Annotated in this window: 16 protein-coding genes and 1 pseudogene; 15 read left to right on the plus strand and 2 right to left on the minus strand. The window is 64.7% G+C overall.

Annotated features, from left to right (window positions below; translation table 11 throughout):
- Positions 1–209 precede the first annotated feature (209 nt).
- The 3 genes and pseudogenes from BMF89_RS02395 to BMF89_RS02400 all read left to right on the plus strand — a co-directional run bounded on the left by BMF89_RS02395 (position 210) and on the right by BMF89_RS02400 (position 3,352).
- Positions 210–1,670, plus strand: a complete 1,461-nt coding sequence (locus BMF89_RS02395; protein WP_078105481.1) for an amino acid permease — start codon at positions 210–212, stop codon at positions 1,668–1,670.
- A 69-nt stretch (positions 1,671–1,739) separates the two neighbouring features.
- Positions 1,740–1,868: pseudogene (locus BMF89_RS22310) on the plus strand (antitoxin); the annotation flags it as partial.
- Positions 1,869–2,134: 266 nt separating this feature from the next.
- Positions 2,135–3,352 (plus strand): benzoate/H(+) symporter BenE family transporter, encoded by a 1,218-nt coding sequence (locus BMF89_RS02400; RefSeq protein ID WP_078105482.1) that lies wholly within the window; start codon positions 2,135–2,137, stop codon positions 3,350–3,352.
- Positions 3,353–3,370: 18 nt separating this feature from the next.
- Here BMF89_RS02400 and zapE read toward each other — a convergent pair whose 3' ends face one another.
- On the minus strand, positions 3,371–4,408 hold the full coding sequence (gene zapE, locus BMF89_RS02405; RefSeq protein ID WP_078105483.1) for a cell division protein ZapE: 1,038 nt from the start codon (positions 4,406–4,408) through the stop codon (positions 3,371–3,373).
- A gap of 209 nt (positions 4,409–4,617) precedes the next feature.
- On the opposite strand from zapE, the gene BMF89_RS02410 reads away from it, so the two are divergent.
- The 3 genes from BMF89_RS02410 (at position 4,618) to ybaK (ending at position 6,594) form a co-directional block, all read left to right on the plus strand.
- Positions 4,618–5,541, plus strand: a complete 924-nt coding sequence (locus BMF89_RS02410) for a sulfurtransferase (RefSeq protein ID WP_078105484.1) — start codon at positions 4,618–4,620, stop codon at positions 5,539–5,541.
- 88 nt (positions 5,542–5,629) lie between these two features.
- Complete coding sequence (locus BMF89_RS02415) at positions 5,630–6,085, plus strand: SufE family protein (protein ID WP_171983380.1); 456 nt, start codon at positions 5,630–5,632, stop codon at positions 6,083–6,085.
- Between the two features lie 17 nt (positions 6,086–6,102).
- Positions 6,103–6,594 carry a Cys-tRNA(Pro) deacylase gene (gene ybaK / locus BMF89_RS02420; protein WP_078105485.1) on the plus strand — a complete coding sequence of 164 codons (492 nt, stop codon included), beginning with the start codon at positions 6,103–6,105 and terminating at the stop codon, positions 6,592–6,594.
- A 30-nt stretch (positions 6,595–6,624) separates the two neighbouring features.
- On the opposite strand, the gene BMF89_RS02425 is transcribed toward ybaK, so the two are convergent.
- Positions 6,625–7,875, minus strand: coding sequence for an alpha/beta fold hydrolase (locus BMF89_RS02425; protein WP_253190669.1), 1,251 nt, complete (start codon positions 7,873–7,875; stop codon positions 6,625–6,627).
- Between the two features lie 142 nt (positions 7,876–8,017).
- On the opposite strand from BMF89_RS02425, the gene BMF89_RS02430 reads away from it, so the two are divergent.
- The 9 genes from BMF89_RS02430 to BMF89_RS02470 all read left to right on the plus strand — a co-directional run bounded on the left by BMF89_RS02430 (position 8,018) and on the right by BMF89_RS02470 (position 18,320).
- On the plus strand, positions 8,018–8,509 hold the full coding sequence (locus tag BMF89_RS02430) for a hypothetical protein (RefSeq protein ID WP_078105535.1): 492 nt from the start codon (positions 8,018–8,020) through the stop codon (positions 8,507–8,509).
- A gap of 14 nt (positions 8,510–8,523) precedes the next feature.
- Positions 8,524–9,015, plus strand: a complete 492-nt coding sequence (gene msrB / locus BMF89_RS02435; RefSeq protein WP_241708291.1) for a peptide-methionine (R)-S-oxide reductase MsrB — start codon at positions 8,524–8,526, stop codon at positions 9,013–9,015.
- 215 nt (positions 9,016–9,230) lie between these two features.
- Complete coding sequence (locus BMF89_RS02440) at positions 9,231–10,601, plus strand: DUF6421 family protein (protein ID WP_078105486.1); 1,371 nt, start codon at positions 9,231–9,233, stop codon at positions 10,599–10,601.
- Positions 10,598–11,329: an SDR family oxidoreductase gene (locus tag BMF89_RS02445; protein WP_078105487.1), complete on the plus strand. Its 732-nt coding sequence runs from the start codon at positions 10,598–10,600 to the stop codon at positions 11,327–11,329. Before BMF89_RS02440 ends, BMF89_RS02445 begins: the two co-directional genes overlap by 4 nt.
- A 21-nt stretch (positions 11,330–11,350) precedes the next feature.
- On the plus strand, positions 11,351–12,451 hold the full coding sequence (locus BMF89_RS02450; protein ID WP_241708334.1) for a low specificity L-threonine aldolase: 1,101 nt from the start codon (positions 11,351–11,353) through the stop codon (positions 12,449–12,451).
- 61 nt (positions 12,452–12,512) lie between these two features.
- Positions 12,513–13,178, plus strand: coding sequence for a DUF3000 domain-containing protein (locus BMF89_RS02455; RefSeq protein WP_078105489.1), 666 nt, complete (start codon positions 12,513–12,515; stop codon positions 13,176–13,178).
- 69 nt (positions 13,179–13,247) lie between these two features.
- The gene (locus tag BMF89_RS02460) at positions 13,248–14,600 is read left to right on the plus strand and encodes an HRDC domain-containing protein (protein WP_078105490.1); all 1,353 of its coding nucleotides are present in this window, start codon (positions 13,248–13,250) and stop codon (positions 14,598–14,600) included.
- A 280-nt stretch (positions 14,601–14,880) separates the two neighbouring features.
- Positions 14,881–16,173, plus strand: coding sequence for an acetyl-CoA C-acyltransferase (locus tag BMF89_RS02465; RefSeq protein WP_078105491.1), 1,293 nt, complete (start codon positions 14,881–14,883; stop codon positions 16,171–16,173).
- Positions 16,170–18,320 carry a 3-hydroxyacyl-CoA dehydrogenase NAD-binding domain-containing protein gene (locus BMF89_RS02470; protein ID WP_078105492.1) on the plus strand — a complete coding sequence of 717 codons (2,151 nt, stop codon included), beginning with the start codon at positions 16,170–16,172 and terminating at the stop codon, positions 18,318–18,320. Before BMF89_RS02465 ends, BMF89_RS02470 begins: the two co-directional genes overlap by 4 nt.
- The last annotated feature ends 13 nt before the right edge of the window (positions 18,321–18,333 follow it).

Consider the following 18,333-nt stretch of genomic DNA (forward strand, 5'->3'; position numbering starts at 1 on the left):
AGCTTAGCTATCCCGGAATTCGCCCGCCAACACTGGGAAGCAACCCCATCCCATACACACGTTTTGTCCTATAACCCGGGTCCGCACGTCGGAAGGATCGGTAAAACTGATCGATACTACTCAGCAAAAATCACTTTATCCAATGTTATTCAGATCGCATACTTTTCTTCGGGCACTCATTCGCCAACGCCACAAGGCAGGAGCACACAATGAATCAACAAACACTCGTCCGTTCGATCATGAGGAAGAAACCCATTGACGACATCGAGGAGGAAAATAAGCACAGCGGACTCTTCAAAAGCCTGGGCCTCTGGCAACTGACTGCAATCGGCGTCGGCGGCATCATCGGCGTCGGGATCTTCTCCCTGGCTGGTCTCGTGGCGCACGGAAGCGCGGACACGCCGGGCGTCGGCCCCGCTGTGCTGATTTCGTTCCTCGTCGCGGGGCTTGCCTCAGCGGCCGCAGCACTTTCCTACGCCGAATTCGCCGGGATGATTCCCCGCGCGGGATCCGCCTACACCTACGGCTACGTTGCCCTCGGCGAGGTCATCGGATGGTTCATCGGCTGGGACCTCCTGCTGGAGTACATCGCAATCGTCGCCGTCGTCGCGATCGGGATTTCCGGATACTTCGACGCGTTCCTTTCCGGGATCGGCGTCCACATGCCGGCGTGGATGACCTCGACGGCGGACGAGGGGCATGGCGGCATCATCAACCTACCTGCCATCCTGGTCTGTTTGCTGGTCACCTGGATCCTGTCCCGTGGAACCAAGGCCTTCGGCCGCTTCGAGCTGGTGGCGGTGGCCATCAAGGTGGTCCTGATCCTGTTCATCATCGGCCTCGGCATCTTCTACATCAACACCAACAACTACAACCCGTTCATGCCCAGCGGTTTCGGCCCGGTGGTGGCCGGTTCGGCCACCGTGTTCTTCGCCGTGTTCGGCTACGACGCCATGAGCACCGCGGCCGAGGAAGCCAAGGACGGCAAGAAGCACATGCCCAAGGCGATCGTGCTCTCGCTTGTCATCGCCATGCTCCTTTACGTTGCGGCGACGCTGGTGCTCACCGGCATGCAGAATTACAAGGACATCAACCCGACGGCCGGTTTCGCCTCCGCCTTCAGCGGTGTTGGCCTGCCTGTCATCGCCACCATCATCTCGGTGTTCGCCGTCCTGTCCATCCTCACCGTCATGTTGACCTTCCTCCTCGGCGTTACCCGTGTTTGGTTCTCCATGAGCCGTGACGGCCTGCTCCCGGGCTGGTTTGCGAAGACGGACCGCCATGGCACCCCGCAGCGTGTCACGTGGATTGCAGGCCTTGCGTCGGCATTCTTGGCGGGCGTGTTCCCCATCAAGGCCGTTGCGGACCTGACCAACATCGGTATCCTGGCCGCGTTCGTCGTCGTTTGCCTCTCGGTCATCATCTTTCGGTACAAGAAGCCCGACGCGCCGCGTACCTTCCGGCTGCCGTTCATGCCCGTGGTTCCGGCATTCGGCATGCTTGCGTCAGCCTTCCTCATGACGCAGTTGCATTGGGAAACGTGGCTGCGCTTTGTCGTGTGGCTGGCCATCGGACTCGTGATCTACTTCAGCTACGGCCGCAAGCATTCCCTCATGAATCCGGACAGTCCCCGCCATCAGGAGCTTTCTGCCCACGAGGCCCAGCTGTGACGCCCCTCGAAGAGGCATTTGACATCCCAGTCAAATTTTCCCTTGGCACCTCCAAGGTCTCGGGTTAGGATCGAAAACGGAGGAGCGAACTGGCTCCGGGATGGAAAGGAGGTGCCCGTGGGATTATTTGACGATCTGAAGGGCAAAGTTCAGGACCTCGTTGGTGGCAATGAAGAAGCCATCAAGGATGGCATCGAATAGGCCGCCGATTTTATCGACGACTAGATGCGGTTCAGAGAGCCGCTTCCAGGTTCGTGGGCAACCTCGACGGTTTGCTGTGAGGGCTTCGGCCCGGACAGCTCCCTCCGCCAATGAGGCTCCGTAGCCGGTTCAACCGGCCAGAGCTCCCGAATACAGTTACGTCAACGGGGCACCGGTCCCGCCGCGAGGCGCCGCCGGTGCCCTTGGCGTTTAACCGCCGCGTCCTCGGCAGACGGGCCGCGGCTCCGGTAACGTGAGGGACTATGCCAGCGTCACCTCTCCACACCGGACAGACACGTCCAGCGCCCGCTTCGAGGCAGCTCTCCCGGCCGCTTGTGGCCGGAATCGTGACCGCGCTGGTCGGCTTCACTTCATCCTTCGCAGTGGTGCTCGCAGGCCTCAGGGCGATGGGGGCCAGTCAGGAACAGGCCGCCAGCGGGCTGCTTGCCCTCACTCTCACCTTCGGGGTCGGAGTGCTCTGGCTGTCCTGGCGCTCGCGCCTGCCGGTTACGCTCGCGTGGTCGACGCCCGGCGCCGCTTTACTGGCAGGAGCCGGAGTGCCCGACGGCGGGTGGCCGGCCGCCGTCGGCGCCTTCCTTGTCGCTGGGGTGCTGATCGCCCTGACGGGGCTCATTCCGGCTCTCGGCAAGCTGATGGCGAAGATTCCCACGGCCCTCGCCCAGGCGATGCTGGCCGGAGTGCTCCTGTCCCTCTGCCTTGCCCCGTTCAAGGCCTTGGGCACCGCTCCCCTGCTGGTGGCTCCCGTGATCCTCTGTTGGCTCGTCATGATGAAGCTGGCGCCCCGTTGGTCGGTCCCTGCCGCGTTGTTGGTGGCGTTGGCCGTCATTGGAATCTATATCGTGGCCAACGGTGCGGGCATTCCCACGAACCGGTTGTTGCCCGGGTTGCAGTGGACCACCCCCGCTTTCACGCTGAGCTCGGTGGCCGGCGTCGCGCTGCCCTTGTTCATTGTCACCATGGCATCCCAGAACATTCCCGGGGTGGCTGTGCTGAAGTCCTTCGGCTACACCGTCCCGTGGCGCCAGTCAATGTTGGTGACCGGGGCAGGGACTGCGCTCGGGGCTCCCTTCGGTGGACATGCGATCAACCTTGCCGCACTGAGCGCCGCGCTGGCAGCCGGGGAAGAAGCGGGTGAGGACCGGGGCCGGCGCTGGATCGCGGCCTTCACGTCCGGCCTTGCCTACCTCGTGCTGGCAGCGTTCTCCGCCGCGCTGGTGACCGTCGTGGCGGCGGCACCACCAGGGCTCCTGGAGGCCGTCGCAGGATTGGCCCTGCTGGGCACCTTGGCCTCCGCCATCGCTTCTGCGCTGGCTATCGCCGAAGAACGCATCGGAGCGTCCGTGACGTTCCTGATCGCAGCCTCGGGCCTCAGTTTCGCAGGAATCGGCGCCGCGTTCTGGGCACTCGCCGCCGGAATCCTGGTTCGTTGGGTCCTGAAAGACAGGGAACCCCAAAACTAGAGTGGGGCAGCAGGGTCCCTACGAAGGCTCGTGGTTTTGGCCCTCACGCGCCAGGGCGGTCAGGCGGGACACGGCGCGGAAGTACTTCTTCATGTACCCGCCGGTCATCATTTCCTCGGTGAAGAGCTTGTCGAAGGGGACGCCGCTGGCAAGGATCGGGACGTCCTTGTCGTACAGGCGGTCGGCCAGCACCACGAAGCGCAGGGCAACGGCCTGCTCCGTAATGGTTGCCACATCGCGCCAGACGACCGCGTCGATTCCTGCGATCAGCTTCCGGTAACGGCTGGGGTGGACACCCGCGAGGTGGTCGATCAGGCCGCGGAAATCGTCCACGGCCACTGTCTGGCCATCGAACTCGGCGTGCATCTGCCGCTTAAGGTCTTCGGTCTTCAAGGGTGCCGGGGCTGCGGGCAGTCCGCGGTGCCTGAAGTCTTCCCCGTCGATCCTGACAACATCGAACTGGTCCGCAAGGACCTGGATCTCCCGTTGGAAGTCGACGGCGGCAAAGCGGCCGTCCCCTAGTGAACCAGGCAAAGTGTTGGACGTGGCAGCGAGCTTCACACCGGCGTCGGACAATTCACGCATGAGGCGCGACATCAGCACCGTGTCGCCCGGATCGTCGAGCTCGAATTCGTCAATGCAGACAAGCTTGTAGCTGCTCAAAGCCTCCACGGTCTTCCGGAAGGACAGGGCGCCTACCAGGTTGGTGTACTCCACGAAGGTCCCGAAGGCTTTCGGCCCGGGAGCGGAGTGCCACAGGGAAGCCAGCAGGTGGGTCTTTCCGACGCCGAATCCGCCGTCGAGATAGATCCCGGCCCTGGTGTTGACCTTCTTGCTGAAAAGGCGCTTGAAAAGACCGTCTCCGTCGCCGGCTCCCACCGTCGCCCCGAAAGCTTCCAGGGCCTTGACCGCCGCGGCTTGGCTGGGCTGGTTCGGATCCGGCCGGTAGCTCTTGAAGGACACCGCTCCGAACCGTGGCGAAGGGTAGAAACCCTTGAGAATCTCATCCGCTGAGGCCGCCGGCGTGCGCGCGACGAGCTGTTCGATCTGTACCAATGCGGTCCGTTCTTCGTGTCGTAAGTCCCCAGCAAGAATACCGGCAATGACACGCCCCGGGCGGCCACGTGATGAAGGCCATATTTCATCATATGAACGGGGAGGAGCTTTAGTCCCCGGCCCTCGATACTGTGGGATTAATGCCCGGGCACGTCCTATCGCCCGGCGCCGCCCGGTGTCAGTGAAAGTGTCAGTGAAAGGCCATACCAATGTCCTACCCCGTTGAACAGAACGAGAAGTTCGCAGCGTACGCCCACCCGGAACGACTGGTGTCCACCGAGTGGCTCGCCGCGGCGCTTGAAGGCGGTGCGCTCGGCGACGGCAAGCTGGTTGTTGTCGAATCCGACGAAGACGTCCTCCTGTACGAGACCGGCCACATCCCGGGGGCAGTCAAGATCGACTGGCACACCGACCTGAACGATGAAGTCACGCGGGACTACGTCGACGGTGAAGCATTCGCAGCCTTGGCGGCCGCCAAGGGAATCTCGCGTGACACCACCGTGGTGATCTACGGCGACAAGTCCAACTGGTGGGCCGCTTACGCCCTCTGGGTATTCACCCTCTTCGGCCACGAAGACGTCCGGCTCCTGGACGGAGGCCGCGACAAGTGGATCGCCGAAGGCCGCGAAGTCACCACCGACGTCCCCCAGCCCGCCGCGGGCGAATACCCTGTGATCGAACGCAACGACGCCCCGATCCGCGCCTTCAAGGACGATGTCCTGGCTCACTTCGGCAAGCCGCTGATCGACGTCCGCTCCCCCGAGGAATACACCGGACAGCGCACCCACATGCCGGCCTACCCCGAAGAAGGCGCCCTGCGTGGCGGCCATATTCCCACCGCAGCCTCGATCCCGTGGGCACGCGCCGCTGCCGAAGATGGCACCTACCGCAACCGGACCGAACTTGAGGACCTCTATCTCGGAGAAGCAGGCCTCACGGAAGGCGACGACGTCGTGGCCTACTGCCGCATCGGCGAGCGTTCCAGCCACACCTGGTTCGCGCTGAAGTACCTGCTTGGCTTCGAAACGGTCCGCAACTACGACGGTTCCTGGACAGAGTGGGGCAATGCAGTGCGCGTCCCGATCGTCAAGGGCGCCGAGCGGGGCTCCGTCCCCGCACTCGCCGGAAAGTAGTCCGGACCTCCGTGCCTTGCCGTCCTGGCGCGGCCATATTGAAGCAACAGGGAGCCAGACCGGCCCGGACCTGCGTAAGCTGGAAGTGATGAGTACCAATACTTTGCCCGCCGCACTGGCGGAAATTGTCGATGACTTCCAGGCACTGACCGAGCCCGATCGCCTTCAGCTGTTGCTTGATTTCTCGCGCGGGCTCCCGGCCTTGCCGGAACGGCTGCTGGACCACCCCGAGCTCCTGGAGCAAGTGGTGGAGTGCCAGTCGCCCCTGTTCCTGACCATTGAGCAGGAAAAGACCCCCGACGGCGTCGCGTACCGTTTGTACTTCAAGGCACCGCCTGAGGCGCCCACCACGCGCGGCTTCGCGGGGGTTTTGCACGAGGGCCTGGACGGGCTGACTGCCGCAGAGATCCTGGCTGTTCCCGACGACATGCCCGAATTGCTGGGCCTCACCCGGGCCATCACACCGCTGCGCATGCGCGGCATGACGGCCATGCTGGGACGGATCAAGCGCAAAGTCGCCGCGGCAGACCGCTTGTTGTCCTGATCCGGGATACTCCGGGAATGGCCAGGAAACAGGCTTCACAGGGAACGCCGGCCACAGCCGTACTGGCTGCGGCCGGCGTTCCTTTCACGCTGCACCCCTATGCGCATGATCCTTCGGCGCCCAGCTATGGCCTCGAGGCAGCCGAGGTCCTCGGCATCGATCCCGGGCGGGTCTTCAAGACCTTGATGGTGGACATTGAAGGCAAGCTGGCGGTCGGCATCGTTCCGGTCAGTGGCACGCTGGATCTCAAGGCAATTGCCGCGGCTCTCGGATCGAAGAAGGCAACCATGGCCGATCCCAAGATGGCCGAGCGACGCACCGGCTATGTCCTGGGTGGAATTTCCCCGCTGGGCCAACGCCAGGCATCGCCCACGGTGCTCGACGAATCGGCATTGGCCTTCGGAACGATCCTCGTCTCCGGTGGACACCGTGGCCTGGATATTGAGCTGGATCCCGCAGACCTTATTCGACTGACCGGCGCCCGGACTGCGCCGATCGGCAGCCCCTAGCATACGCAGGGAGCACGGGCGCCAAGGCTCTCAATCCGACGCCGGCCCGCCACGGGGCGTGAGCCGTGGAGCCAACCACGAGCTCACCAGCCGTTCCCACTTCTGCGGATCCACGTTCCACTCTTTCGTGTGGCGGGCGCCGTCGAAGGGCTCAAAGGTGACCATGTCCGGATTCTTTTCGGCGAGGCTGGCCGAGGGCTCGTAGGGAACGTATTCGTCATCCACACTGTGGATCACGAGCGTCGGAGTCCGCAGTTCGACGGCACGGGTGTCCCAGTCCATTGCCTTCAAGTCAACGGGCGCGGCGAGGCCGGTGAGGCGCCGGCCCAATGGGTGCCCCAACATCAGCTGTCCGTAGCGGCCGACGGCGTAGGGAATCCTGTTGATCTGTGCGTGGTGTGCCAGGACGTTGACCCAGTTGATGACCGGCGCGTCCAGGACCATGGCCCTGATCACGTGGCGGTTGCGCGAAAGATCGGCAGTCTGCAGGCAGATCGCCCCGCCCATCGACCAACCGAACAGGACCACCTCGTGGGCGCCTTGGGCGAGTGCGTAGTCAATGGCGGCGTCGACGTCGTGCCATTCCGTGGACCCCAGGCCGTAACGCCCGTCGGGGGCCGACGGTGCCAGTCCGTCGTTCCGGTACGAAACCAGGAGGCTGTCGAGCCCGAGTTCGCGAGCGGTGCGCACGGCGCGCAAGCCTTCGAGCCGGGTAGCACCACGGCCATGGACCATGATCGCCCACACCTTCGCCGGCTCCCCCGCGCCCGACGGAATCAGCCACGCAGGGGCGTGGCCACCCTCGACGTCGATCTGTATGTCTTCCGAATCCAGGCCAAGCGCCGCCGGGGAGTCATAGACTGCACCGCTCCACCATGCGCGCCGGGCTGTCGCCAGATCCCCGCTGTAGACTTCCTCGACTTCGCGCTGCACCGTCCGCTCAGCGGGTGAATAGGACACTATCCGTCCGATCCGCGCGAACCCCGTCCCGCCCGCGAAGTAGAGGCTGAAGACGCCGTCGACAGTGGTGTCCGGGGTCGCTGCGAGGATGACCTGAAGCCCTTTGTCGCCGCGCACCACCGCCAACACTTCCTGGTCGGCTTCGCGCGTTGAAGGCGTGATGACCCGCCGGGCGAAATAGGCTGCGAGCGCGGAAGAACCTGCGCCGAGCAAGCCGGCGATGCCGCTTCCGGCAACGATCCCGGCAACGGCCCATTTCGCGCGCACGGACATTTTCGCGCCGTTCTCAACGGTCGGAGCAGCTCGGGTCATGGTTGCCATATGACCATTCTCCCGGTTGGGGGGGCAGTGTTCCGAACAGCGCCCCCTGGGGCGTTTCGTCCCGGCACGCGACGCCATAGCAACAACAGAATTGCCGCGCCAAACCATGCCTCCCGGCGCAGCTCAGGTCTACGCTGTAGCCATGAGTGAACCAATCGTGATCCTTACCGAAGAGCCCCTCGGCCCGGACGACCGCGTCAATATTGCCAAGCTGATCGACGGCGGAGACTCGCCCCTGGTGGTGTTGGTGCCGTCGAACACGGAACGGCACTTGTTGGTCGACTTCCTCGAGAACCTCTCGCTGCTTGACGTAGCCAAGGCATTCCGGGACCTGGTCGCGGAGGCACCGGATCCCCAGTCGGAGCGGGCACAGGCTGCGGAGACCTTGTCGGCTTCCCTCGTCGCCTTGGATGGGCTGGGTGGCGGCGTCACGGGTGAAATCGTCGACGGCGGTGCCGTGGCGGGCTTGGTGTCCAAGGTCAAGGCACTCAACGCGGCACAGGCCGTCGTGGTCACCCGCCCGCACGCGATTGCCGATACCTTCCACACGGACTGGGCGAACAAGGCCCAGGACCAGTTGGGGCTGCCCGTGCTTCATCTCTATGCCGGCTCGGGATTTATCGGCGACTCGTGAACGTTGGAGAGAGCATGAGCACTGCAGACAACAGGAAATATTTCCAAGCAGCGGACCCCTTGGCCGGGGTTCCCCACCAGGACGTCCCGAAGGACGGGCAATGCGTGGAGAAAACAGACGCGGAGTGGCGCGAGGAACTTACCCCTGAGGAATTCAGGGTCCTCCGCCAGGCCGGAACGGAACGCCCTTACACCGGTGAGTACTGGGACACCCATACAGCGGGCGTGTACCAATGCAGGGCGTGCGGCGCCGAGCTATTCACCAGCAATGAGAAATTCGATTCCCATTGCGGCTGGCCGTCCTTCTGGGCCCCGCTCGCGGAAGGCACCGTCCGGTACATCCATGACCGCACTTTGGGAATGGAACGGGTGGAGGTCCGGTGCGCCACGTGCGATTCGCACCTGGGACACGTTTTCGAGGGCGAGGGCTACGGCACGCCGACTGACCAGCGGTATTGCATCAACTCCGTTTCGCTCAAGCTCGTCGAATCCCCGGCAGGGCAGTAGCCCCGGGCAGTAAATCCGAGCCCCGGCTCCGGACGCAAACGACAAGCTACCGGCGGTCCCCCGCGGCCAGCCCTCCCCGGGCTGGATCTTCCGGGGGTCGCCGGAACCACTTGCACAAGAGTTTCTTATGCTCATGCCACTTTTGAATTAGCTACTCTGACTGCTTGCTACGCTCACCTCAGAACAATGATTCTTGAGGAAAGGCACCGTCGACGATGACCACCACCGTTACCACCACCCGTCCGCGCATCACGTCGGACAACCGGGACTGGATCTCCCTGAAGGCCGCAGCCACCGCGCTGCAGACATTCCAAAGCCAGGACGGTTCAATCCAGGATTCCCTCCACCATGAGGCTGCCCGGGCCTACACAGCCACCATCACGGAGGCCATCACGACCCTGGCTCCTGCGTTCCCGCACGACGCTGCCTATCTTGACCTCCTGGTGGAAGATTTCGGCCGTTGGGCAGACGCCGGCTTCGGAGTCCCGGACTTCCTCGACTCGCTCCTTGCGTTCCAGCCGCAGGAACACCGTGAAGACGGGCTCCAGCACCTCGTGGTATTCCCCATGTACACCCAGAACGGAAGCACGAGCCGGCTCGTGGAAGCCGTCCTGATCGAAGTGATCTGGCCCGAGTTCATCGGCGCATTGGAGGCCGGAGACTACTCCAACAAGCTGTTCGTCCCCATCCGCTTCCTGGACTTCACTCCCGGCTACGACACCAATTCGGCCGTGCTCTTTCCCGAGACCGTCGCAGTTCGCGAAACGCCCGCCTTCACGTGGGGCGCCATCTTCGCCGACCGCGAGGCCGCACGCTTCCGCCGTGTCCTCAAAGCGGCCGCCGCAACCACCTCCCTTGAGCTGCCCGCGGATGCCGCCGAGCTCCTGGATGACCAGGAACTCACGCAGCGGACGTTCGTCATGTGGGACCTGATCCACGACCGCACCCACATGCGCGGCGACCTTCCCTTCGATCCGTTCATGATCAAGCAGCGGATGCCGTTCTTCCTCTACTCGCTCGAAGAGCTCCGCTGCGACCTGACAGCCTTCCGAGAATCCGTCCGGATCGAAAAGGACGAGGACGCTTCCCCGGACGCCCGGCGCCACGCGAAGCTCGTGCAGTACGCGGTCATCTTCGACCGCATCTTCCGGTTCGCCATCACCGGCAACCGGGTCCGCAATTACGACGGCCTGGGTGGCCAGCTCCTCTTCGCCTGGATGCACCAGCACCACGTCCTGCACTGGACCGACAGCAAGCTCAGCATCGACTGGGACGAGGCGGCCGACGTCGTCGTCGAACTCGGCGCCCGGATCGAAGAACTGTACTGGCGCTCCATCGACCGCCCCAAGGCCGCCCACTGGCTCGCAGCGTATAAGCTCATTTCCGGTACGGTCACTCCCCACCCGGCTTCGGTCTGGGCGAAGGGCCCAGAGGCACTGCCGCTCGACGGGCCGCCCCGCGGCCTCACCGACCAGGTCCTCGACGACGAATTCCCCCTGTCCATGTTCTACGAAGCACTGGAGAAGAAAATGCGTCCGATCATCGAATCAACCACCGGTATCACCGGGCAGACCGCAGCCTCATGACGGGCGAACCGCTGACTGTCGTCGTCACCGGCGGCAGTAACTCCTCCGGCATCGCCGTGGCCCGCGCCTTCGCCCAGGCCGGGCACCGGGTCTTCACGATCGGCTCCAACGAGGCCCGCATCAAGGCCGCCGCGGCCGAGGCGGGCAACGACGTCACTCCCCTCGTGTGCGATCTTTCCCGGCTGGAGTCTGTGCGCGAACTCGCCGCGGAGATCCACCAGAGCACGGAAAGGGTCGACGGCGTCGTCCACCTGGTCGGTGGGTGGCGCGGCGCCAAGGGAATCGAAGACCAGCCGGACGAAGACTGGGCCGCGCTTGAGCAAAGCGCCATCACCACCCTGAGGAACGTCTCCAGGGTTTTCTACAAGGATCTCGCGTCCTCCCCCACGGGTCGTTTCGCCATGGTGAGTTCGACGGCGGTCGCCGCACCCACCGCGGGAGCCGCCACCTACGCGGCCGCCAAGGCTGCGGCGGAGACCTGGACCCTGGCCCTGGCCGACGGGTTCCGCCGCGATCAATCAGGCAATAAGGACGAACCTACGGACCAACACAGTGCGGCCGTCGTCTTCGTGGTCAAGTCGCTCCTGGACGCGGCGATGCGGCGGGAACACCCGGAACGGAAATTCCCCGGATACACGGACGTCGACGACTTGGCGGCGGCCGCCGTCGGGCTCTTCGACAAGCCGGCAGCGGAATTGAACGGACAGCGCCTCCTCCTGGCCAAATAGACTGAAAGCGTGAACGAACAAGTGACGAGCACTACAGAAGAATTCCCGGCTGCCTTCGATACGGAAGCCGGCGGGCGCCTCCACGATCCCTCCATCCGCGGATTCGCCTCAGACAACTACTCAGGAGTCCACCCCGAAATCCTGGCGGCCCTCGCCGCAGCCAATGGCGGCCACCAGGTCTCTTACGGGGAGGACCAATACACGGAACGGCTCCAGGAAGTCATGGAGCAACACTTCGGCGAGGGCATCGAATGCTTCCCCGTCTTCAACGGGACCGGCGCGAACGTGTTGTCCCTGCAATCACTGTTGCCGCGCTGGGGTGCCGTCATCTGCGCCTCGACCGCCCACATCAATATGGACGAGAACGGCGCGCCGGAGCGTATCGGCGGCATCAAGCTGCTCCAGGTCCCCACTGTGGATGGCAAGCTGACCCCCGGGTTGATCGACCGCGAAGCCTGGGGCTGGGGCGACGAGCACCGTGCGCAGCCCCTGGCGGTCTCCATCACGCAGACCACGGAGCTCGGCACGTGCTACACGCCGGAAGAGATCCGGGCGATCGCCGACCACATCCATGCCAAGGGCATGAAACTGCACATGGACGGCGCCCGGCTCGCCAATGCCGCCGCACACCTTGGGGTGCCGTTGCGGGCCTTCACCCGCGACGCCGGAGTGGACATTTTGTCCTTCGGCGGTACCAAGAACGGGCTGCTATTCGGCGAGGTTGTCGTTGCCCTGAATCCGGAGGCCGCCCACGGACTGAAGTTCCTGCGCAAGATGAACATGCAGCTTGCCTCCAAGATGCGCTTCATTTCGGTCCAGTTCATCGCGCTTCTTGAGTCCGGGCTGTGGCTTCGCTCTGCGGAACACGCCAATGCCATGGCCTCGCGGCTGCGTACAGCCGTCGACTCCATCGAGGGTGTGGAGCCGACCCAGGCCACAGAGTCCAACGGCGTCTTCGCGGTCCTGCCCGCCGGCGTCGCTGATCGCCTCCGATCCTCCTTCAAGTTCTACGACTGGAACGAAGCGAACCGCGAGGTGCGCTGGATGTGTTCCTTCGACACCACGGAAGAGGACATCGATTCCTTCGTTGCCGCAATCAAGCGCGAACTGGCGTCCGCATAGGGCATGGGACGGGGCGGCGTGGCTTCAAGGTTTCGCCGCCCCTGACACATAATCTGCGAAGGTGAACGCACTCGCACAGGTTCCCGCGGATTTCTTGCATGCGTTGGGAACGCTACGAAAAGCAAAGTGCCGGAGCGAGCTGCGCCTCGCGGAAATCCCGGCGCCGTCCCGCCTGGCGCCCTTCGCCGTGGCCTTGGGCGCCGAGGTCTTCAGCCGGTCGGCGCGTCCCGGCCAGACCCCTGTCCATGGCCCCGCGGCCATGGCATTTTCCCGTGAGAACAACGCGGGATCCCCCGGCGCGGCCGATGACGAAGACGATGAGCTTGCAACAGGCAGGTTCATCCTGCTCCACGATCCCGACGGCTCGGCTGTGTGGGACGGGGAATTCAGGATCGTCACCTATATCCGGGCCCAGCTCGAAGCCGACATGGGCAACGATGCCATGCTCGGTTCCGTGGCCTGGACGTGGCTCGTGGACGCCCTGGAGAACCACTCAGCCCGGTACCGGGCCGCGGGCGGAACGGCCACGCGCATCCTGTCCGAGAGTTTCGGCACTTTGGCCGAAAGACCGGAAACCATCGACATCGAACTCCGTGCCTCATGGACACCTGCGTCTTCCGATGTCCAGGCCCATCTGGAGGCCTGGTGTGACATGGTCTGCACGTTCGCAGGGCTTCCTCCCCTGCCTCCCGGCGTCACGCCCCTGCCGAACCGGAGGCTCACATGAAGCCTGTGACAGTCCGCTGGAAGCTCCGGCCGGACCGGCCAGGCACAGAGTCGGTAAACTGAAGGCACCATGACCCCTGAAAACCTGGAACCCACCACGGCCGGCGCTCCGGCTGCTGATCCCACACCACACATCACGGTAGACGGCTTTGAAGGCCGGATACCCGAGATCATCGATCTGGATGCCCCGCGCGAGGGCGTGCCCCTTGTCATCGACACGCTCGCTGGCCTGGAGCGGTGCGCGGCCGCCATCGCCGCAGGATCCGGCCCCGCCGGGGTCGACGCCGAGCGGGCCTCCGGCTTCCGATACGGGCAGCGCGCCTTCCTGGTGCAGATCAGGCGCGACGGCGCAGGAACCTGGCTGATCGACCCCGAACCCTTCGATGACTTGAAAATCATCAACGAGGCGCTGCGCGGCGTCGAGTGGATCCTGCACGCCGCCACGCAGGATCTTCCGTGCCTGGCCGAGCTTGGCATGTGGCCCGACAAGCTCTTCGACACGGAACTCGCCGCACGCCTCGCCGGACTGCCCCGCGTAGGCCTCGCAGCCGTCATCGAGCAGCTCCTCGGCTTCGGCCTCGCGAAGGAGCACTCGGCCGCCGACTGGTCCACCCGGCCCCTCCCCGAACCGTGGCTGCGGTACGCGGCCCTCGACGTCGAGGTGCTCGCCGAACTGCGTGAAGAACTCATCGAACTCCTGGAAACAGACGGCAAGCTCGAATTCGCCGAACAGGAATTCGCGGGCATCCTTGGAGCAGGCCTTCCGGTCCCGCGGGTGGACCCGTGGCGCAAGACTTCCGGGTTGCACCAGATCCGCGACCGCCGTCAATTGGCTGCCGTACGTGAGCTTTGGTACGAACGGGATCAGCTCGCGCGCAAACGGGATGTTGCACCCAGCCGCCTCATTCCCGATTCCGCCCTGGTCGCCGCGGCCAAGGCCATGCCGGCAACCGTTCCGCAACTCCTGGCCACCAAAGGCTTCCACGGGCGGGCCGCACAGCGCGAAGCACCACGCTGGCTGCGCTGCATCGCCGGCGCACGGAACACCGAGGACCTTCCGCCGCTGCACCTCCCAACCAACGCTCCCCCACCCCCGCGTGTCTGGACAGACCGCGATCCCGACGCCGCGGCGCGCCTGGGCACTGCACGGCCCCGGCTTCAGGAAGCGGCCGATGGGCTCAAGCTCCCCGTGGAGAACCTGCTCACCCCGGATTACATGAGGCGCGTGCTGTGGCGGCCGCCGTCGGACATCACCGTGGAGTCCGTGTCGGAAGAGCTGCGCGCCCTCGGCGCCCGCGAGTGGCAAATCGCCATCACGGCGCCGATCCTCACCGAGGCGTCACTGAATCCGCAACCGTTGCCGCCCAAGGATCCCAAAGAGCCGCGGAACCCGGCTTCCAAGGAACGAACCCCGGCCCCTTAGCGGAAGGTTCCGGCACCCCCTTGCGACGCCCGCTCACAAACAAGCCCCTCCGACGCGACCCCCACTCACAGACAAGCCTGTTTCCACGTCCATTCATGAGTGATGTGAGCGGGGGTCCGTCGGAAACCCTTCATACGTGAGCGAGCGTCCGGCGGAAAGCCCCCATATGTGAGCGGGGGTCTCCTTGCGCGCTAAGTTACTGGCGAGTAACATGGCCGTGAATGAGACCGGCTTCCCCTCTGCGGGGTGTCCGGCATCCATGTCTCAACGAGGAGCCACAATGAGCCAAACCGGAAACAGCGCCACGCCGCGTACAGTCCGCGACGTCGTCTTCGTGGACGGTGTCAGGACGCCGTTCGGCAAGGCCGGCGACAAGGGAATCTATGCGGGCACCCGTGCCGACGACCTCGTGGTCAAGTGCATCCGCGAACTGATGCGCCGCAACCCGAGCCTGCCCGCCGAGCGCGTCGACGAAGTGGCCATCGCCGCCACGACGCAGACCGGCGACCAGGGCTTGACCATCGGCCGCACCGCAGCCCTCCTGGCGGGCCTTCCTCGCAGCGTGCCCGGCTTTGCCATCGACCGCATGTGCGCAGGTGCAATGACCGCGGTCACGACGACGGCGAGCGGCATCGGTTTCGGCGCGTACGACGTCGTGATTGCGGGCGGTGTGGAGCACATGGGCAACCACCCGATGGGCGCCGGCGCCGATCCCAACCCGAGGCTCATGTCCGAGCGGATCGTGGACCCGGCCGCCCTGAACATGGGCAACACCGCCGAGAACCTGCACGACCGTTTCCCGTCGATCACCAAAGAGCGGACGGACACGTACGCAGCGGCGTCGCAGGCAAAGCTTGCCACGGCTTACGGCAAGGGCCGGATCCAGCCCGATTTGGTCCCGGTCGCCACGATGAAGCCCGGACAGGGGTGGACAGTGAACACTGTCGACGAGCCGCCGCGCCCCGGCACCACGGTGGACGACCTCTCGGAGCTGCGCACCCCGTTCAGGGCCCACGGCCGGGTCACCGCAGGCAACGCCGCCGGCTTGAACGACGGCGCAACGGCGGCAGTCCTGGCGTCCGCCGAAGCTGCCGAGGAGCTTGGCCTGTCCGTGAAGATGCGCCTGGTCTCCTATGCCTTCGCCGGGGTCGAGCCCGAAGTCATGGGCATCGGACCGGTCCCGGCCACCGAAAAGGCCCTCAAGAACGCCGGACTGGGCATCGAGGATATCGGCCTTTTCGAGATCAACGAGGCCTTCGCGGTTCAGGTCCTGAGCTTCCTGGACCACTTCGGAATCGCCGACGACGACCCGCGCGTCAACCGCTATGGCGGGGCGATCGCCGTCGGGCATCCCCTCGCGTCGTCCGGCGTGCGGCTCATGAATCAACTTGCCCGCCAGTTCGAGGAAGACCCGTCCGTCCGGTACGGCATCACCACCATGTGCATCGGTTTGGGAATGGGCGCCACAGTAATCTGGGAGAACCCTCACCACCCGAGCTACAACGGACACACCATCGACCACAGCGAGACCCGGACCGCCGCCGACACCGAGAGCAAGGGAGCCGCAGCATGAGCGCCGCAGAATTCCAGAAACTGGCCGGACTGTTCCCGGATGAGACAGTGACCCACTCCTACGTCCAGGACATCGAACTCCCCGGCAATGCAGGAACGTTCGCCCTGATCACCCTGGACAACGGCCTGGACCACACCAAGCCCACCACCCTCGGACCCAACACCCTCGTCGAGCTCGGGACGGTCCTTGAAGGACTCAAGGACCGCGCTGCGCGCGGCGAGATCGTCGGCGTCGGCGTCACGGGCAAGCCGTACTTCCTGGTGGCCGGAGCGGACCTCTCGGCGGTCAAGCAGCTCGAAGAGCGCGAACACGGCCTGTGGATGGCCCAGCTGGGCCACGACGTCTACGCGACCCTCGCCGATCTGGGTGTTCCCAGCTTCGCCTTCATCAACGGCCTCGCGCTCGGTGGCGGCCTCGAAATCGCCCTCCAGTCCACCTACCGCACGGTCTCGACGGGCGCGGGCGCCCTCGCTTTGCCCGAAGCGTTCATCGGGCTTGTCCCCGGTTGGGGCGGCGTCTACATCCTGCCGCGGCTCATCGGCCCGGAAAACGCCGTCAAGGTCATGATCGAGAACCCGCTGAGCAACAACCGCACGCTCACCGGCCCCCAGGCTTTCCAGCTGGGAATTGCCGACGCCATCTTCGAACCCGCGGATTTCGTGGAGCAGTCCATCGCCTGGGCCGCGAAAGTGATCGCGGGTGAAACCGTCCCGGAGCGGAGCAACTCCGTGGACCCGGAGGATCCCGCCGTTGCCGAACGCTGGGCCGGCGCCGTAGCGGCGGGCCGGGCCTTCGTGGAGGCCAAGACCTCAAACGCATCACCGGCTCCAGCCAAGGTGCTGGACATCCTCGAAGCCAACCGGACCATGGGCAAGGCGGAATCCGCGGCCCTGGAATGCGAGACGCTCGCCGACTTGATGCAGACGGACGAGTTCCGTTCCACCGTCTACGCCTTCCTCGACCTCGTGCAGAAACGGTCCAAGCGTCCCGCCGGCGCACCCGACCGCAAGCTCGCGCGTCCGGTGACGAAGATCGGCGTCGTCGGTGCCGGCCTGATGGCGAGCCAGCTCGCGTTGCTGTTCGCACGCCAGCTCAAAGTACCCGTGGTCCTGACGGACATCGACCAGGAACGCGTGGACAAGGGAGTTGCCTACGTCCATGCGGAGGTGAACAAGCTGCTCGGCAAGAAGCGGATCAGCTCCGACGCCGCCAACAGGACCAAGGCCCTGGTCAGCGGGTCCGTCTCCAAAGAGTCTTTCGCCGATGCGGACTTTGTCATTGAAGCCGTCTTCGAAGAACTCAATGTCAAGAAGCAGGTCTTCGCGGAAGTGGAGGCCATTGTCTCCGCCGAATGCATCCTCGCGACCAACACCTCCTCGCTCTCAGTGACCGCGATGGCCGAAGATCTGCAGTACCCGGAGCGCCTGGTCGGTTTCCACTTCTTCAACCCCGTTGCGGTCATGCCGCTCCTGGAGATCGTGCGTGCTCCGAAGACCGACGACGCCGTGCTGGCCACCGCGTTCGAGCTCGCCAAGGGCTTGAAGAAGACAGCGGTGCTGGTCAAGGACGCCGCCGCTTTCGTCGTCAACCGGATCCTGCTGCGGCTCATGGGCGAAGTCATTGCCGCATTCGACGAAGGCACGCCGGCGGAAGTGGCCGATTCGGCGCTGCGACCCATGGGCCTGCCAATGAGTCCGTTCACCCTCAGCGCGATGGTGGGCCTTCCGGTCGCCCAGCACGTCCAGGAATCGCTGCACGCTGCCTTCGGCGAACGTTTTGCGGTGTCCCAGAACCTGCAGAAGCTGGTTGACAATGGCGTGAAGTCGCTCTGGGTCCAGGGTCCTGACAGAAAGCCGGCCATCCCGGCGGAGACGTTGGCCCTCATGTCCTTCGGCAGCACCGCGTCCACGACCGAGGAAGTCTTGCGTCGCACCCAGGACGCCCTGGCCGAGGAAATCGGACTCATGCTCTCCGAAGGCGTGGTGGCCGGTCCCGAAGACATTGACCTCTGTGTGATCCTCGGAGCTGGCTGGCCGATGTTCCTGGGCGGGATCACGCCGTATTTGGACCGGGTGGGCGCCTCCGAGCGTGTCAACGGCAAACGCTTCCTGGCACCCGGGATCGCTTCGAAGCCGGTAGCCGGGTAGCTCCCTGCTCCTC

It is taken from the genome of Arthrobacter sp. SRS-W-1-2016 (assembly GCF_002009585.1).
Classification (GTDB): Bacteria; Actinomycetota; Actinomycetes; order Actinomycetales; family Micrococcaceae; genus Arthrobacter; species Arthrobacter bambusae_A.